20 protein-coding genes are annotated in these 16,018 nt (G+C 35.3%); 18 read left to right on the plus strand and 2 right to left on the minus strand.

The genetic code is table 11. From position 1 onward, the window contains the following. Positions 1-36: 36 nt before the first annotated feature. The 6 genes from KHA96_RS03475 to KHA96_RS03500 all read left to right on the plus strand — a co-directional run bounded on the left by KHA96_RS03475 (position 37) and on the right by KHA96_RS03500 (position 4,879). Entirely contained in the window at positions 37-1,170 is a 1,134-nt protein-coding gene (locus KHA96_RS03475; protein ID WP_213127888.1) for a conserved virulence factor C family protein, read from the plus strand. Between the two features lie 2 nt (positions 1,171-1,172). Continuing rightward, a complete protein-coding gene (locus tag KHA96_RS03480; RefSeq protein WP_213127889.1) occupies positions 1,173-1,610 on the plus strand; it encodes a BrxA/BrxB family bacilliredoxin in 438 nt (145 codons plus the stop codon). Positions 1,611-1,998: 388 nt separating this feature from the next. Then, positions 1,999-2,598, plus strand: coding sequence for a YpjP family protein (locus KHA96_RS03485; protein WP_213127890.1), 600 nt, complete (start codon positions 1,999-2,001; stop codon positions 2,596-2,598). 299 nt (positions 2,599-2,897) lie between these two features. Beyond that, positions 2,898-3,584, plus strand: a complete 687-nt coding sequence (locus KHA96_RS03490) for an anthrax toxin lethal factor-related metalloendopeptidase (protein ID WP_213127891.1) — start codon at positions 2,898-2,900, stop codon at positions 3,582-3,584. An 18-nt stretch (positions 3,585-3,602) separates the two neighbouring features. Next, on the plus strand, positions 3,603-4,397 hold the full coding sequence (locus tag KHA96_RS03495) for a thymidylate synthase (RefSeq protein ID WP_213127892.1): 795 nt from the start codon (positions 3,603-3,605) through the stop codon (positions 4,395-4,397). Beyond that, complete coding sequence (locus KHA96_RS03500) at positions 4,394-4,879, plus strand: dihydrofolate reductase (RefSeq protein WP_213127893.1); 486 nt, start codon at positions 4,394-4,396, stop codon at positions 4,877-4,879. The genes KHA96_RS03495 and KHA96_RS03500 overlap by 4 nt, the downstream gene beginning before the upstream one ends. Before the next feature lie 103 nt (positions 4,880-4,982). Here the strand turns inward: KHA96_RS03500 and trhA are convergent, their stop codons facing one another. Further along, on the minus strand, positions 4,983-5,633 hold the full coding sequence (gene trhA / locus KHA96_RS03505; protein WP_213127894.1) for a PAQR family membrane homeostasis protein TrhA: 651 nt from the start codon (positions 5,631-5,633) through the stop codon (positions 4,983-4,985). A gap of 159 nt (positions 5,634-5,792) precedes the next feature. On the opposite strand from trhA, the gene KHA96_RS03510 reads away from it, so the two are divergent. The 11 genes from KHA96_RS03510 (at position 5,793) to KHA96_RS03560 (ending at position 14,154) form a co-directional block, all read left to right on the plus strand. Beyond that, positions 5,793-6,635 carry a DegV family protein gene (locus KHA96_RS03510; protein ID WP_213127895.1) on the plus strand — a complete coding sequence of 281 codons (843 nt, stop codon included), beginning with the start codon at positions 5,793-5,795 and terminating at the stop codon, positions 6,633-6,635. Positions 6,636-6,753: 118 nt separating this feature from the next. Beyond that, a complete protein-coding gene (locus KHA96_RS03515) occupies positions 6,754-7,548 on the plus strand; it encodes a GDSL-type esterase/lipase family protein (RefSeq protein WP_249315251.1) in 795 nt (264 codons plus the stop codon). Positions 7,549-7,573: 25 nt separating this feature from the next. Continuing rightward, on the plus strand, positions 7,574-8,158 hold the full coding sequence (locus KHA96_RS03520) for a YpmS family protein (RefSeq protein WP_213127896.1): 585 nt from the start codon (positions 7,574-7,576) through the stop codon (positions 8,156-8,158). Positions 8,159-8,626: 468 nt separating this feature from the next. Further along, on the plus strand, positions 8,627-9,163 hold the full coding sequence (msrA, locus tag KHA96_RS03525; protein ID WP_213127897.1) for a peptide-methionine (S)-S-oxide reductase MsrA: 537 nt from the start codon (positions 8,627-8,629) through the stop codon (positions 9,161-9,163). Between the two features lies 1 nt (position 9,164). After that, positions 9,165-9,590, plus strand: coding sequence for a peptide-methionine (R)-S-oxide reductase MsrB (msrB, locus tag KHA96_RS03530; RefSeq protein ID WP_213127898.1), 426 nt, complete (start codon positions 9,165-9,167; stop codon positions 9,588-9,590). 285 nt (positions 9,591-9,875) lie between these two features. After that, positions 9,876-10,040 carry a YjcZ family sporulation protein gene (locus tag KHA96_RS03535; RefSeq protein ID WP_283248433.1) on the plus strand — a complete coding sequence of 55 codons (165 nt, stop codon included), beginning with the start codon at positions 9,876-9,878 and terminating at the stop codon, positions 10,038-10,040. A 168-nt stretch (positions 10,041-10,208) separates the two neighbouring features. Continuing rightward, positions 10,209-10,433, plus strand: a complete 225-nt coding sequence (locus tag KHA96_RS03540; RefSeq protein ID WP_213127899.1) for a YozE family protein — start codon at positions 10,209-10,211, stop codon at positions 10,431-10,433. Between the two features lie 35 nt (positions 10,434-10,468). Next, on the plus strand, positions 10,469-10,636 hold the full coding sequence (locus KHA96_RS03545) for a YozD family protein (protein WP_213127900.1): 168 nt from the start codon (positions 10,469-10,471) through the stop codon (positions 10,634-10,636). 318 nt (positions 10,637-10,954) lie between these two features. After that, entirely contained in the window at positions 10,955-11,662 is a 708-nt protein-coding gene (deoD, locus tag KHA96_RS03550; protein WP_213127901.1) for a purine-nucleoside phosphorylase, read from the plus strand. A gap of 32 nt (positions 11,663-11,694) precedes the next feature. Further along, positions 11,695-12,519, plus strand: coding sequence for a M15 family metallopeptidase (locus KHA96_RS03555; protein ID WP_213127902.1), 825 nt, complete (start codon positions 11,695-11,697; stop codon positions 12,517-12,519). 174 nt (positions 12,520-12,693) lie between these two features. Beyond that, a complete protein-coding gene (locus KHA96_RS03560; protein ID WP_213127903.1) occupies positions 12,694-14,154 on the plus strand; it encodes a lmo1851 family serine protease in 1,461 nt (486 codons plus the stop codon). A gap of 329 nt (positions 14,155-14,483) precedes the next feature. Here the strand turns inward: KHA96_RS03560 and KHA96_RS03565 are convergent, their stop codons facing one another. Then, positions 14,484-14,726 (minus strand): DNA alkylation repair protein, encoded by a 243-nt coding sequence (locus tag KHA96_RS03565; protein ID WP_213127904.1) that lies wholly within the window; start codon positions 14,724-14,726, stop codon positions 14,484-14,486. Between the two features lie 364 nt (positions 14,727-15,090). Between KHA96_RS03565 and KHA96_RS03570 the strand changes: the two genes are divergently transcribed. Continuing rightward, positions 15,091-15,891 (plus strand): CAP domain-containing protein, encoded by an 801-nt coding sequence (locus KHA96_RS03570; protein ID WP_213127905.1) that lies wholly within the window; start codon positions 15,091-15,093, stop codon positions 15,889-15,891. Positions 15,892-16,018: the final 127 nt, after the last annotated feature.

Genomic DNA, 16,018 nt, shown 5'->3' on the forward strand with positions numbered 1-16,018 from the left:
GAAAAAATAGATAACTTAGAGGGGGAACATTTAAAATTGAAGATTATAACGATTGAACCTACTCCAAGTCCTAATACGATGAAAATAATTTTAGACGAAGCATTGGCTGCCGGTAAAAGCAATAATTATAAAAAGGACCAAGATGCTGGTGCACCGCCAGTCATTAAAAAAATCCTTCATATAGAAGGCGTTAATGGAGTCTATCATGTTGCTGATTTTTTAGCGGTTGAACGACATGGGAAATACAGCTGGGAGGAAATTCTACCATTAGTAAGGGAAGCATTTGGCGAAGACAGTGCATTTTCGAATACCGGTAATCAACAGCCTGATGAGCATTTTGGTGAAGTAAATGTTCAAATTCAAATGTTTAAAGAAATTCCTCTTCAAGTTAAACTTTCAGATGGAAATGAAGAAAAAAGATTCGGTCTTCCGGCACGTTTTCAAGGGGCGATGAGTAAAGCACAGCTCCCAGATGATAATTTCATTTTACTTCGCAAATGGAAGGATTTAGGGGCACGCTATGGCGATTTTGATCAAATTGGAAAAGAAGTGGTTGATGAACTAGGTGCGGCGTATCCAGAAGAAAGGCTACAATCGATCGTTCAAAGAGCTATTAATCCATCAGAGGGAATAAAACATGCCAGAAAGTTAATAAAGCTGGAATCTTATATGTTGGACGATCCTGATTGGAAAAAGCGTTACCAATTGCTAGAGCAAATGCAGGATCCTACGATCGATGATTTACCGATTTTAGAAAAAGCTTTAACAGATGAAAAGCTGTCTATTCGGAGATTGGCCGTCGTTTATTTGGGAATGATTGAGGATAAACAGGTTTTGCCATATCTTTATAAAGGCTTAAAAGATAAAACTGTTACTGTCAGAAGGACTGCCGGTGATTGTTTATCAGATCTTGGTTTCCCAGAAGCAATGGATGAAATGTGTGAAGCTTTAAAAGATAAAAGTAGAATTGTACGCTGGAGAGCAGCTATGTTTTTATATGAAGTAGGAGATAAGAGAGTGTTATCCGCTTTAAAAGAAGCTGAAAACGATCCTGAATTTGAAGTGCAGTTGCAAATAAAGATGGCCATAGAGCGTATTGAAGGCGGGTTAGAAGCGAAAGGATCTGTGTGGAAACAAATGACTGAAGCTCGAAACAAAAAGGAGAGATGAAGATGTCAATGGCGTATGAAGAATACATGAAACAAATAGTAAAGCCGATGAGAGAAGAATTGACGAATGCACATTTTCAAGAATTAACCTCAGAAGAAGCAGTAGTTGATTTTATGGAAAATGTGAATGGAAAAACGCTCGTTGTAATCAATTCGGTATGTGGATGTGCTGCGGGGCTTGCTAGACCTGCCGCTATACATGCTGTAGCATCAAGTGAAATTAAACCAACTAATCTTGTTACAGTATTTGCCGGACAAGATAAAGAGGCAACTGGAAAAATGAGGAGCTATATTAAAGGATATGAGCCTTCTTCACCATCAATGGCATTATTTAAGGAAAATGAATTAGTTCATTTTATACCAAGAGAAGATATTGAAGATCATGATATTGATACGATCGTTCAAAATTTGAATGAAGCATTCAAAAAGTACTTTAGCTGATGAACATAGGCGCAAGAGTATATAGCTGAACAAAAAAAGCATATTGTAGGAATAAATGGAAAATTTGCTAGGTGCTAGAACTAGACGGCAACTACTTTCTATAAGTTATCCTATAATTTTATAAACAAGAACAAAAGCTGCGGGTAGTTACACCGCAGCTTTTAATCTGCTATTGCACAATAGACGAAATAACCTATCATTACAAAAACCCCTATATTAATAAGAATAGTCATGTGGAAAAAAACCTCCTTGTCATGGCAGTAATTTTATTATAGCTCATATTCATATAATTGCCATTTTTTTAGTGAAAATGAAACTTTTCTATCGATGTTCCGTTTAAAATAGTATATTATTAATACATATATATTTTAGGAAAGGAGTAGCTGCGATGAAATCATTCTTAAGAAAATCATTGATCGTATTAGTTTCGATTCTAACATTCGGAACTGTTACTCCTTCACATGCTTTATGGTCAGAAAATGATGACGCCCCTAGAGCTCAGCATCGAGGAGATTCATCAAATGAAACTGCGCAAAAGCCTATCTTTGAAAGCCAAATCCAGGTTGAAGAAAAGTCTCATAAGGAAAAATTTATTGAAGTGATGACAGATGAAGCTGAACGACAATCATTAATTAAATTTGGTCCGAAGATTTCAAATGTAATTAAAGATGAGTTTCAAGAAATCATTTTACCTAATATAGAAGAGGCAATTGAAATGACAGCTGCCCAATTTCCTGATGACGAGCTTGTAAACCTGGCGATAACAGAGATGCCGGGTGGAGGAGTTAGTGAGAAAATATTCAATATATACCATGCTGAAACAAAGCAAGATGTAATTCGGTTTCATGTAAGAAGGGAAAAACCGCCTTTAGAAGGATATAGGTTTAATTTTCATTACCATACTTATCATGATCAATTTCAAACTCATTATACAATCGGTACAATACAATGGAACAAAAATACGCCACCTAATTGGCAAACGGTATGAAAGCAAGTTCGCTTCCGCGTTCTTGCTTTCTTTATGGTCGGCTCTCTTCCTAAAAAAGGCTGTTATTTGAATGTAAATTAATAAATTTTATTCTCGGACTGATAGTTTAATGAGAAAAGGCTGCAGTTTAATAAGAAAAGCTAAACCTCCTTGTTAGGAGTAAAAGCCGGCTTGGGTTTTTATTAAAATACCCTATTGGCTAAATGCAATTATTGGAATTATGAAGTCATACTTCTAATCTATGAAAAATGATATAATTATCTATATATTCATAGACTTCTAGGGAGTAGGGGCTTCTTATGCGCAAATGGTTGATTGTTCCACCTTTTTTACTAATAATAATTCTTGCACTTTCTACCACATCAAATGCAACATATGAAGGTATTCCTTTAAGTGAGAGCAGTTTTTACGATAGTTTGACATTACAATCTCGTCATTATTTAAAAGATATTGTCGTGTTGCCGGAAGATTCATATAATCAAAAAGAGGCTGCTGAAATTATTAATAGACTAGATTATCTGCCTTCCTCTATTTTAGGTCAACTTAAGAAGAAAAAGGTGAAGGTTATTCTTTTTAATGGGACATTAACAGATAATGCTAGTGCCGCTCATTTGAAAGGAAAAACCCCTCGTGGTTATCCTACTCATATTACGTGGGATCAAGTTCCAGGAATTGGCGGATCAAATATTGTTCTTGTTAAAATAGGCAGCAGCCATAAAGGGATGGGACATGGTTCAGTACTTCTTGAATACCATGAACTTGCACATACACTTTATCATTTGGTTTATAATGATAAAATAGATGCATTTAAAAGTATTTGGTTGGAAGAAGCAAATCAATTATTCCCAAATAATTCTTATTTCCTCCATTATGAAGAGGAATACTTTGCTGAAAGCTTTGCCTTTTATTATTATTCAGATGATACGAGAAATATATTAAAAAAACTAGCACCTGAAACTTTTCAATTTTTTACAAGTTTACAATGAAATTAAGGATGTGTTTACATGGAACAATATTTAAACTTATGTAAAAGCGTTTTGGAAAATGGAACAACAAAGGAAGATCGAACTGGTACGGGAACCATTAGTACATTCGGATATCAAATGAGGTTTGATTTACAGAAGGGCTTTCCATTACTTACGACTAAAAAACTGCATACAAAATCGATCATTCATGAACTTTTATGGTTTTTAGCAGGGGATACAAATATTAAATATTTACAAGACAATGGTGTAAGGATTTGGAATGAGTGGGCAGATGAAGACGGTGATCTAGGTCCCGTGTATGGAAAACAGTGGAGATCCTGGACGACCGCTGATGGACGAACAATTGATCAAATTAAGGATGTTCTTCATCAAATTAAGCATACTCCAGATTCACGCAGAATGATTGTCAATGCTTGGAATGTAGGCGAGATTGATAAGATGGCTCTTCCGCCATGTCATTGTCTTTTTCAATTTTACGTAGCCAATGGAAAGCTGTCGTGCCAGCTGTATCAGCGTTCAGCGGATATTTTTTTAGGTGTACCTTTTAACATTGCTTCATATGCGTTGTTAACAATGATGATGGCGCAAGTTACAAATCTTGAACCAGGTGAATTTGTCCATACTTTTGGCGATGCACATATTTATTCAAATCACATTGAACAAATTGAGCTTCAACTTAAAAGGGATCCTCGTCCATTGCCAACTTTGAAGATTAATCCGAATGTTTCAGATTTATTTGATTATAAGTTTGAAGACTTTACACTTGAAGGCTACGATCCGCACCCTCCTATAAAAGGAGTAGTGAGCGTATGATTTCTTTTTTATGGGCTGAGGATGAAAATGGATTAATTGGAAAAAATAACGATCTGCCTTGGCGTTTACCTGCTGATTTAAAATATTTTAAAGAAACAACGATGGGCTATGCAATCATAATGGGTAGAAAAACGTACGAATCTATTGGTAAACCCCTGCCTGGTCGTACGAATATTATACTTACTCGTGATAAAAATTATCAGGTAGAGGGTTGCCTCGTATTTCATTCCAAAGATGAGCTTCTTCAATGGATAATAAAGAGTAATTCTAATGTTTTTGTTACAGGCGGGTCGGAAATATTTCAGTTGTTTTTGGATGAAGTAGATCGTTTATATGTTACTAAAATATTCCACACTTTCGAGGGCAATACATATTTCCCAAAATTAGATTGGGATAAATGGTTGATTATTTCTAGCCAAAAAGGCCAAAAAAACGAAAAAAATCCATATAATTATGAATTTAGAGTATACAAAAGAAAATAAAAAGCGAATCCACGGGGATTCGCTTTTTATTTTCTTTATTTCAGTTGTAAACACTAAAGTTTGTACGTCGATGGGCCAATCGCTTACATTCTTACTTTTTATGCTACACATAAAACAATATACAAAAATACATAAACGCACTTCCCGCGATGACGAACAAATGCCAAATGGCGTGAGAATATGGAAGGTTGCGCCAAATGTAAAAAACTGCACCAACTGAATATAGAAGTCCTCCAGTTAGTAATAGTGCAAACCCTGGACCGCTTAAGTTAGCATAAAGAGGCTTTATGGCTATGATGACAAGCCAACCCATTGCTAAATAGAAGATAGTGGATATGACACGGAATTTATTAATAAGAAAACATTTAAAGGTAATTCCAGCTACCGCAAGTCCCCACACAATACCGAATAATGTCCATCCTAGTGCACCGTTTAAAGCTACAAGAACAAGTGGTGTATACGTTCCTGCGATCAAAAGGTAAATCGCCGAGTGGTCTAATATAGCAAATATATTCTTTACTTTAGATGGCTTGAAGCTATGGAGCATTGTTGAAAATAAATAAAGCAGCAGCATAGTAACTCCAAATATTGTAAAGCTTACAACTTGAAGTGCTCCACCATTTTTCGCTGCAGATACAATCAGAATGACGAGAGCTGGGATGCTTAATAAAAATCCAATCCCATGTGTAATGGCATTAGCCAGTTCTTCTTTCCAATTATAAGTTTCACCGTCTGTATAATAGGTCGTCTCCAATTTTATTCACCATCCTTTTTATTTACGAAGTTCTTTTAAGCATAGAACGATAAAACAATAATAGCAAACGATTCTTAACAATACTATACATAAACATCACTATTCAATCATATGAGGAACCTGTATAATGGAGATTGATATCTTAAAGGATGTGGCGAATTGAGAAAAATAAAAATTGTAACTGATTCAACATGTGACTTATCAAAAGAAGAAGTGAAACAATTAAATATACATGTAATACCTTTATCCATTACAATTCAAGGTGAAACTTATTTAGATAGAGTAGATATAACCCCAAAAGAATTTATGGAAAAAATGAAGGCTTCAGAGGAACTGCCAAAAAGCTCTCAACCGGCAGTAGGCGAATTTCTGAAATTATATGATGAACTCGGGGAAGATGGAAGTGAAATTCTATCAATCCATTTAACTGGTAAAATGAGTGGAACAGTAGACTCCGCCAGAGCCGCTGCCAAAATGTCAGACTCTAAAGTTACTATTATTGATTCTTTATTCATTTCCAAAGCACTTGCCTTTCAAGTTAGGGAAGCTGCCAAAATGTCAGATGAAGGTAAAACAATGGAAGAGATCCTTACCTCTATAGAGAAAGTACGACTAGGGACAAAACTATATGTTGTAGTTGACACTCTTGAAAATTTAGTGAAGGGTGGAAGAATCGGAAAAGGCAAGGCTATGATTGGTTCACTGCTAAATATCAAGCCTATAGCGCTCTTAGACGAAGGAGAATATTCGCCAGTTGCGAAAGTAAGAAGTAAGGCTCAGGCTGTAAAGTACGTAATTAAGCAGTTTATGGATGATATTAATGGAAAGACATTAAAAAGCTTATGCATCGCCCATGCTGATGGACTTGAACTCGCTTATTTATGTAAAGAAAAAGTGGAAGAACTAACGGGTTTTATGAATATTGAGATTTGTGATACAACTCCTGTTATTAGCACCCACACAGGTGCTGGGGCGATTGGATTTATGTATTACACAGAATAATGAATGGTAATGTAAAAAAGTGATCTACATATAGATCGCTTTTTATGTTTTCTTTATCTCCATACTTCCTAAGCATGTTATAATAATGTGACTTTACAGATATTGAGGGTGAGCATATTTGATTAGAAAGTACATCATTATCGTGATGGGATGTATATTATTATTAACAGGCTGTTCTATACCTTATTCAAAACAAGGTGTTCATATAATAAACCGTGAAGAAAAACAAATGCCGCCGGCTAATTTTATGCCAGTGACTGTCAACATTGTTTCTATCGGTGATTCTTTAACTCAAGGCATTGGTGATATAGATGGCAAGGGTGGTTATATCTCATATTTAAAAGATAAGCTCGAAGAAAATCACAGTATCAAAGAGGTTGATTTTAATAACTTCGGAGTGAAGGGCAATCGAACTGATCAATTATTAGATCGTCTTAAACAGAATAAAATTAAAGCTTCAATAAAAGATGCTGATATTGTCATTATAACTATTGGTGGTAATGATGTTATGCAAGTATTCAAAGAAAATCTAATGGGTCTTCATGTAAATATGTTTTTGAATGCAGAAAAAGGGTATAGTGAAAGATTAACAGAAATCATTGATACTATTATTTCATATAACAATGAAACAGATATATATTTAGTAGGTATTTATAATCCTTTCATAAGATGGTTTTCCGATCTAAAAGAAATGGATGAAATTGTTAATAGTTGGAACGATGCCAGCTCTACAGTGATCAATAATTATAGTCAAACAACCTTTGTCCCAGTTGATGATATATTTCAAAACAAAGAGGAAACATTACTTTATACTGATTATTTTCATCCTAATAATGAAGGATATGAATTAATTGCTAATCGAATTTACGATTATCTTGGTAAAAAGGGGAAACTATATAAAATATTGAAATAACAAAGGGATACAGGGGAAGAGAGAGATGAAGAAAAAAAACATTTGGAAGTTTTTATTTATTACATTATTATCGATTAATATACTTTTTTTATTTATTTTAGGGACAATGCTTTTTCTAGCAGTTGATCAAGAGCCTATTCCTAAAACTAATGTCTCGACCGCAAACATGTCCGAATTTTTAATACGTACAGAGAAACAAGATCTTAATGCACTTATAAATCATTATATTGAAAAGGAAGGTCTAGACGGTCCGATTCATTACCGTGTTTTATTGACAGATGAAGTAGAATTATACGGTGAAGTTCAGGTTTTTTCCCAAAGCATGTATTTGAAAATGACATTTGAACCGGAAGCGTTGGAAAATGGAGATCTTATATTAAGGCAAAAATCATTGTCACTAGGGGATGTCAAGCTTCCTGTCACATATATTCTTAAATTTATCCGAGATTCATACAAGTTGCCAGAATGGGTCATTATCCAGCCAAATGATAAGCAAATATATGTTTCCCTTCAACAAATGAAATTGAAAAGTGGCATTCAAGTAAGAGCTGAGGAATTCAGTTTAGTGGATGATCGAATTGCTATGAAAATGTTTGTACCCGTTGATTGAGTAGGTCTAATATACTCTCCGAATTTGAAGTCGTAAATTTGCTAATATACAAAAGCTTACTAGGATTTGTAGAATGGCTTTCCAAGAGCAATAGAATATCTTGGTTAATTGAAGTGTAAGGCTGCGACGCCTAGTCGCCTAAAGAAAAACACGTCCTTGTGGCCAACCACCAAAGCCGGTTTTAGGACGTGCTGTCCGACGGCGGATCATAAACCTCTAAGAGTGCGAAGCGACAGAGGAGTCTCACCTTGCTTTTCCGGAAAGCGTCCGCCCTGAATGAAAATCAACGGTTGTTTGCTCATGCGTTGTATGGAGTTTATTATCTTATCCAATTGAATGGGTAATCTACTATTGAAAACTCCTTATAAAAAGTATGAGGAGAAATAAAAAAGTAGTGCTTGAAAATCTTGCGTCATCTGACTCGGTGAATGTCGGAAGTCTATAAGGTAGGAAGGAGGCGTTTTTAAAATGAAGAATTCTTTGGGCAGTGAATTAGCGACTTTCGCAGGCGGTTGTTTTTGGTGTATGGTGAAGCCTTTTGATGAACTACTTGGAATTGAAAAAGTTGTTTCAGGCTATACTGGAGGAAAAAAAGAGTATCCTACGTATGAAGAAGTATGTTCAGGCCTCACTGGACACACGGAGGCTGTGCAAATCACATTTAATCCAAATTTTTTCCCTTATGAGCGCTTGCTGGACATATTCTGGATGCAAATTGACCCGACAGATCCAGGCGGCCAATTTTATGATCGTGGTGATTCCTATAGAACAGCGATATTTTACCATTCTGAAGAGCAAAAACAACTTGCAGCACAGTCAAAAACAGCATTAGAAAAAAGCGGTAAATTTTCTCGACCAATAGTTGTTCCAATAGAGCCGGCCAGCATCTTTTATCCAGCAGAAGAATATCATCAGCATTTTTATCGAAAAAACCCTGAACGTTATGAATCCTATCAGCTTGGATCAGGAAGAAAACATTTTATTAATAAGCATTGGGGGGATTGAAATGAATAAAGATGAATTAAGGAATAAGCTTTCACCGATGCAATTTCATGTAACACAGAATAATGGAACAGAACCTCCTTTTGATAATGAGTATTGGAATAATGAAACAGATGGAATTTATGTAGATATCATTTCCGGAAAACCGCTTTTTAGTTCGAGAGATCAGTATGACGCAGGATGTGGATGGCCCAGCTTTACGAAACCAATTGATAATAAAGAATTATTGGAGAAAGAAGATTTAAGTCATGGAATGATTAGAACCGAAGTAAGAAGTAAAGGAGCAGATTCTCATTTAGGACATGTTTTTCCAGATGGTCCTGGGCCTTCTAAGCTCCGATATTGTATAAATTCAGCTTCGCTTCGCTTCATTCCTAAGCAAGATTTAAAAAAAGAAGGATATGAGGAGTACGAAAGATTATTTTTATAGAAGTCTTTTTTTCCAAACACAGTTGTTATTTAATGTGAATCAAAATAATATTAAATATTTTTCATCTGAACGAAGGGAAAAGAATTAGATCTTAATAAGAATTCTTAAACTACCTTATAGGTCTAAAAGCCGGTACTTGGCTTTTATAAAACCAAACTTTAATAAAATGATTTAGCATCCATTCATTGGGTGCTTTTTTTACTAAATAGGCAAACGCACAAACAGCCCATTACATACATACATAATATAGGAACGAAGATATTAAAGAATTGAGGAGTGAATGATATGTATGGAGGCTTCGGAGGCTACGGTTATGACGGCTGTTGCCCATCTTATCCAATGTATGGTGGTTACGGAGGCGGTTTTGTAGGTGGTAATGGGTTTGCGCTAATCGTTGTATTGTTTATTTTATTAATCATCATTGGCGCCTGCTGGGTATTTCCAAATTAATAAATAGCCCCCGTACTTTAAGGGGGCTAAATTTATTACGAATGAAAATGTACTATATGCATACATTGATAAAAAGAATAGCTTCAATATAATTAAATACATTTACGAATAATCTCTAATCCGCTATTATTTGTTAGAAGAATGTTACTGAAAGGCGGATTAATCTTAATGAATAAATCCTTTTATCATTTTCTTATGAAATACAGACAGCCGCATTTAAAAGATGATATTAGCAAATTTGCGAACGATGCTTATAATGACCACAGCTTTCCAAAATACTCGGATGATTATAACGAAATCAGTAGCTACTTAGAACTAAATGGGGGATATTTACCAACACTAGCGCTTTTTGATCGTGTTTGGGAATTATATTTAGAAGCAGAAAAAAAATAATGTTTGATAGAGAATTCAGAAAGGGAGAGAAGGGTATGCGTGATACTGAATTGTTTATTGATACAGAGGAAATCGCTGAATTTTTCTATCGTGAGCTTATTAAAAGAGGCTACACCCCTACGGAACTTGAATCCGAAGAATTAGCTGATATCACCTTCGACTATTTAATTTCAAAATGTATTATTGAAGAGTGGGATGAGTAATCATAGTGATTACCTGTTTTGCGCCAAATCAATTTTGGCGTTTTTATTTTGGCTTTTTTTCCTAAACTGTCATGTTTCAACATTATTTTTTCTACAAAATTTGCAAGGAAGGATTGAAAGAATTAGAATAAGAAAGAGAAAGATAAGTATACGCGCCAAAATCATCAACGATTAAATTTCAGCTGACAAGCCTGTTCATGAGGAACAAGGTCAGCAAAATAAGGTAAGAATAGATGGTGGCTGCGGATGCGAAATGGCCAAGCGCTTGCTAGTCGATAGGTGCTAAAATTTGACAATAAATATGTTGGAGGGATTTTCTTGAGTATTCATATTGCAGCGAAACAAGGCGATATTGCTGAAACAGTTCTATTACCAGGTGATCCACTACGTGCTAAATACATAGCTGAAACCTTTCTAGAAAATGCGGTTTGCTATAATGAAGTGCGAAATATGTTTGGTTTCACTGGTGTGTATAAGGGTAAAAGAATATCAGTGCAAGGTACTGGTATGGGAGTTCCTTCGATATCTATTTATATTAATGAGTTAATGCAAAGTTATGATGTGCAAAATTTAATTAGAGTTGGAACTTGCGGGGCCATTCAAAAAGATGTAAAAGTTCGGGATGTCATTCTTGCTATGACGGCATCCACTGACTCACAAATGAATCGCTTAACCTTTAACGGTATTGATTATGCGCCAACAGCATCGTTTGATTTACTTAAAAATGCATATGATGGGGCTGTAGAAAAGGGATTGCATGTTAAAGTGGGCAATGTTTTTACAGCTGATATGTTCTACAATGATAATGCAGAACATGAAAAGTGGGCGCAATATGGTATACTTGCCCTTGAAATGGAAACATCCGCTCTTTATACTCTTGCTGCAAAATATGGGCGAAAGGCTCTATCAGTGTTAACTGTAAGTGATCATATTATTACAGGTGAGGTTACTTCATCTGAAGAAAGACAGCTGACATTTAATGACATGATAGAAGTAGCCTTGGAAGCAACAATTAAAGATTCCTAATTTATATTGAAGAAAAAGAAATGTGGGTAATTATGAAAAAATTAATCATTACAATTGCTGCAGCTGTTGTTCTCTCAGCATGTTCAGTGGAAATTCCATTTATTAATGAAAAGCCATTAGAAAAAGCTGAAAAAAATCCACAATTGGCTGAACGGAATGAACAAACGAAGGAAAATTACGCAAGCAACGCACCAGGAGAAGACGATTCTTTACTTGCGCTTGAAGCGGTCTACTTTAATACAATTAAAGAAGTTAATGGAATAAACGAGATTGTCAATGCTGCGAATGTATTAGCGCTGGTTAATAAAGAATTTGCTTTACCAGGCACTTATATACCTGATGATTTAGTTCGCCCTAAAGTTCCATTCTCTTTTGGCGATCAAGACATAGAAAAAAGTTATTTGCGAAAAGAAGCTGCTAAAGCACTTGAGAAAATGTTTTCTGCGGCAGAAAAATTAAACATTCATCTTTTTGCTGTATCCGGATATAGATCGTACGATAGACAAGAATCCATTTTTAACAATGAAATTGGCAGAGTTGGAGAAGACAAAGCGCTGCAAGCAGTGGCTTTTCCAGGGAAAAGTGAACACCAAACTGGACTTGCTATGGACATATCCAGTGAAAGTGTACAGTATTTATTAGTCGAAGAATTTGAAGATGCAGAAGAAGGAAAATGGTTGAAAGAAAATGCTCACCGTTTTGGATATATCCTTCGCTATCCAAAAGATAAGGAAAAAATTACGGGCTATCAATTTGAACCATGGCATTATCGTTATGTTGGAGAAAAAAATGCCCAAATCATGTATAAAAACAATTGGACTCTTGAAGAGTTCTTTCAAGAAGTCCGGAAAATATAAATATAAAGAAGGCCAAGCTTCTCGAAGTATGTATGATGGCTTTGAGAAAGCTTGGCCTTTTCTCTTTAATATTGTTAAAAAAGCTGATAAAATGATGAAGTTGCAGTACAATGTAATTTACATAAGAGAAGTTGTTACAAGCCTATGCTGCTGAAACGAAAGTGGTGATTTTTGATGGATGAAGAAAATAAGGTAGATAATCATTTAGAAGAAAATAGTTATATTCGGATAAAAAAATTCAAGTTTATTATGCTCATTTTTCTTTTAGTTTTCGCAACTGCTGGCATTACATTGGCAGCACTTTCATTCGGAGATGAAAAAGCTGTTAGTGTAGCGATACAAGAAAGAAAAGAATTCAATAAATTATATAATGCTTTCGATATGCTAGATGAGAAGTATTATGAAAATATAGATCAAAAAAAATTAATTGATGGGGCTATTGCTGGAATGGTAAATGCTCTGGATGATCCGTATTCCGATTATATGACAAAAGAAGAGAACGAAAAATTCCAAGAAAGCATTTCTGCATCTTTTCAAGGGATAGGAGCAGAAATACAAGAGTTAAATGGAAATATCGTTGTTGTATCTCCGATAAAAGGATCTCCAGCGGAAAAAGCAGGTATAAAACCAAATGATAAGATTATTGCTGTCGATGATAAAAACATTCAAGGAATGACAGCAAATGAAGCAGTTCTTCTAATCAGAGGTGAAAAGGGTACAAAAGTTACTCTTAGTATTCAGCGTGGGGAAAGCACAGACTTAATAAAAGTAACAATCACAAGAGATGATATCCCTATTAATACGGTCTACACAGATATGTTGGAAAATAATGTGGCAAAAATACAAATTACTTCTTTTTCCAAACATACTTACGATGATTTAACAAAAGCCATAAATGAAATGAAAGATAAAGGGATGGAATCGCTTATAATTGATTTAAGAAGAAATCCTGGTGGTCTTTTAGATCAGGCTATTGAGATGGCAAATCTCTTTGTACCTGAAGGCAGTAATATTGTTCAAGTTGAATATCGGGATGGTACTATTGAAAAAACGGTTGCTCAAGGTGGGGAGAAAATCAATATCCCTACTGTAGTCTTAATAGACGAGGGTAGCGCCAGTGCATCAGAAATTTTAGCAGGTGCTGTCAGTGAAACAGCTAATATTCCGTTAATTGGCGATAAATCATTTGGAAAAGGCACCGTTCAAACAGTAAATGATTTTAAGGATGGTTCTAACGTAAAATATACAATGGCAAAATGGTTAACACCGAACGGCAACTGGATCCATAAAAAAGGAATTGAGCCTGATTATAAAGTCTCTTTGCCTGAATATGCGAATTTATCGTATATAGATCCTGATAAAAAGCTAAAAGTATCATCCGCTTCTAATGATGTAAAAGCTGCTGAAGAGATGCTGAAGGTATTAGGATATAAGCCAGGGAAAATAGATGGCTTCTACGATACTGATACTGAAAATGCTGTTAAAAAATTTCAGAAAGCCGAAAAGCTTAAGGAAAATGGTATTTTAACTGGAGATACAACAGTAAAGTTAATGAATAATCTGAGTGAACATATCCAAAAGAATGACCCACAAGTTAAAAAGGCAATTGAAGTTTTAACTAAATCCAATAAATAATAAAGGAAAGGCTGCCCAGAAAGTCAATAAAACTGACTTTCTGGACAGCCTTCTTTGTATATTTAATGTAAAAAAATAGATCAATTGCAATAAATCATGTAAGAGGTCCGTTGCTCTCTGTTCCGGCACTCGCTTCCCGCGGGCATGGCTTGAGCCTGATTGTATTGGAAGGCGGCAAAGACTCCTGCAAGAGTACGGAGGAGGGGAGAGCCCACAGGCGCCCCGGTACGTCTGCGGAAAGCGAAGCCGGCTGAAACGGAAATCAACAGCTACATTTTAACATATTACTAAATTTAAAAGACTTTTTCATTGGAATCTTTTTTTCATTACTATCTTTCAGCAAACTTAATAAACGTTCTTTCATCTTCAATTAATCCGCAAGAACCACATTGTATTCTTCTTTCTGGACCATTGTAAATTGCGTGAAAAGGTCCGGCATCAGCAGCATTTTCATATTCTTCTATCGTTTCTCCTGTTTGTGGATCCAATTTTACTGAATGGGCGATTTGTTCAATGATATTAAAACGTGAACGGTTTGTTTTACAATTTGGACAGCAATATCGAGTACTCATATAGTCCTCCTACATTATTTTTATCAATAGTTTTCTCCAAAATCAGCTATATTATAAGCTTAACTTTTGATACAAAAGTGTAACATTAGTAATAAACGAAGTGTTTTAAAAAGTTGTCAATACGTTATTTCATGAAATATATGGTAAAGAGTATAAGCAACTGGAAAAACTTCTAATGAGAACCATGAGCAAGATTATTAGAAAAAGGTGCTTAAATCATAGATTAGACGAAATGGCAAAATGAAAATGAGTAAAAATAGCTTTAAAAATAGTAATCTGGCAATTCCTCCCTTAAATATTACATAAAAACGTATGTTAATATAATCATGCAAACGAAATGAGAGATTAAGGGAGGAAAAAACAAATGAAAAAAATAGTCATGTCAACTGTAGCAGCCGCCGCACTTTTATCAGCACCTTTTACTGCAGGAAAAGCGGACGCAGCAGAATTGCAACCTGTAAAAACAAAAGTAGTATACTATCAAGTTAATACTTCAAACTACCAAGATTTATATAAACAAATTATGGAACAATACAATATAGATTTGAATCAATTTTTAAAACAAATACCAACAAGTAATGAACAAAAGCAAGCTGTGAAGAAATCAACTCCAGTTCAACAAGAACAAAAGCGGGACGCTAAAAAGCCAGTCCAGGAGCCGGTACAAAAGCCTGTTGAACAGCCAGCTAAAAAACCAGTTCAGCAGCCAGTACAAAAACCTGTTGAACAGCCAACTCAAAAGCCGGTGCAACAACAAGAAAAACCTGCAACAGAAACTAACTCACAATTGAGTGCTTTTGAACAGCAAGTTGTTGATTTGACTAACCAAGAAAGAGCTAAAAACGGTCTTGCGCCACTTAAAGTTGATATTGAATTAAGTAAAGTAGCTAGAGAAAAATCAAGGGATATGTCTGTAAATAATTATTTTAGCCACACAAGCCCAACATATGGATCACCATTCGATATGATGAAGAAATTTGGCATCACTTATCGTTCAGCAGGTGAAAACATTGCAATGGGACAACAATCTCCGGAAGAAGTAGTAAAAGCTTGGATGAACAGTGAAGGTCACCGAGCAAATATTTTAAACAGCGGCTACACTCATATTGGTGTTGGACATGTTGCTAACGGCAATTACTGGACACAACAATTTATTGGGAAATAAGAGATAAGTGCAAGCGCCTTGCTTATCGGCGTGCAAACTTCAGGAACCAAAACTTGCGATAAGGAAACACGCGAGATGTTTACTTATAACAGGACAAGGTCAAGAAGTTTGCTAGTCGATAGCTTTG

It is taken from the genome of Bacillus sp. FJAT-49711, assembly GCF_018343715.1.
GTDB lineage: Bacteria > Bacillota > Bacilli > Bacillales > Bacillaceae_C > Lederbergia.

Coding starts and splice junctions, on each gene's coding strand:
- KHA96_RS03480 (WP_213127889.1), top strand. CDS start 1,173: ATGTCAATGGCGTATGAAGAATACATGAAACAAATAGTAAAGCCGATG.
- KHA96_RS03485 (WP_213127890.1), top strand. CDS start 1,999: ATGAAATCATTCTTAAGAAAATCATTGATCGTATTAGTTTCGATTCTA.
- KHA96_RS03490 (WP_213127891.1), top strand. CDS start 2,898: ATGCGCAAATGGTTGATTGTTCCACCTTTTTTACTAATAATAATTCTT.
- KHA96_RS03495 (WP_213127892.1), top strand. CDS start 3,603: ATGGAACAATATTTAAACTTATGTAAAAGCGTTTTGGAAAATGGAACA.
- KHA96_RS03500 (WP_213127893.1), top strand. CDS start 4,394: ATGATTTCTTTTTTATGGGCTGAGGATGAAAATGGATTAATTGGAAAA.
- KHA96_RS03520 (WP_213127896.1), top strand. CDS start 7,574: ATGAAGAAAAAAAACATTTGGAAGTTTTTATTTATTACATTATTATCG.
- msrA (WP_213127897.1), top strand. CDS start 8,627: ATGAAGAATTCTTTGGGCAGTGAATTAGCGACTTTCGCAGGCGGTTGT.
- msrB (WP_213127898.1), top strand. CDS start 9,165: ATGAATAAAGATGAATTAAGGAATAAGCTTTCACCGATGCAATTTCAT.
- KHA96_RS03535 (WP_283248433.1), top strand. CDS start 9,876: ATGTATGGAGGCTTCGGAGGCTACGGTTATGACGGCTGTTGCCCATCT.
- KHA96_RS03540 (WP_213127899.1), top strand. CDS start 10,209: ATGAATAAATCCTTTTATCATTTTCTTATGAAATACAGACAGCCGCAT.
- KHA96_RS03545 (WP_213127900.1), top strand. CDS start 10,469: ATGCGTGATACTGAATTGTTTATTGATACAGAGGAAATCGCTGAATTT.
- KHA96_RS03555 (WP_213127902.1), top strand. CDS start 11,695: ATGAAAAAATTAATCATTACAATTGCTGCAGCTGTTGTTCTCTCAGCA.
- KHA96_RS03560 (WP_213127903.1), top strand. CDS start 12,694: ATGGATGAAGAAAATAAGGTAGATAATCATTTAGAAGAAAATAGTTAT.
- KHA96_RS03565 (WP_213127904.1), bottom strand. CDS start 14,726: ATGAGTACTCGATATTGCTGTCCAAATTGTAAAACAAACCGTTCACGT.
- KHA96_RS03570 (WP_213127905.1), top strand. CDS start 15,091: ATGAAAAAAATAGTCATGTCAACTGTAGCAGCCGCCGCACTTTTATCA.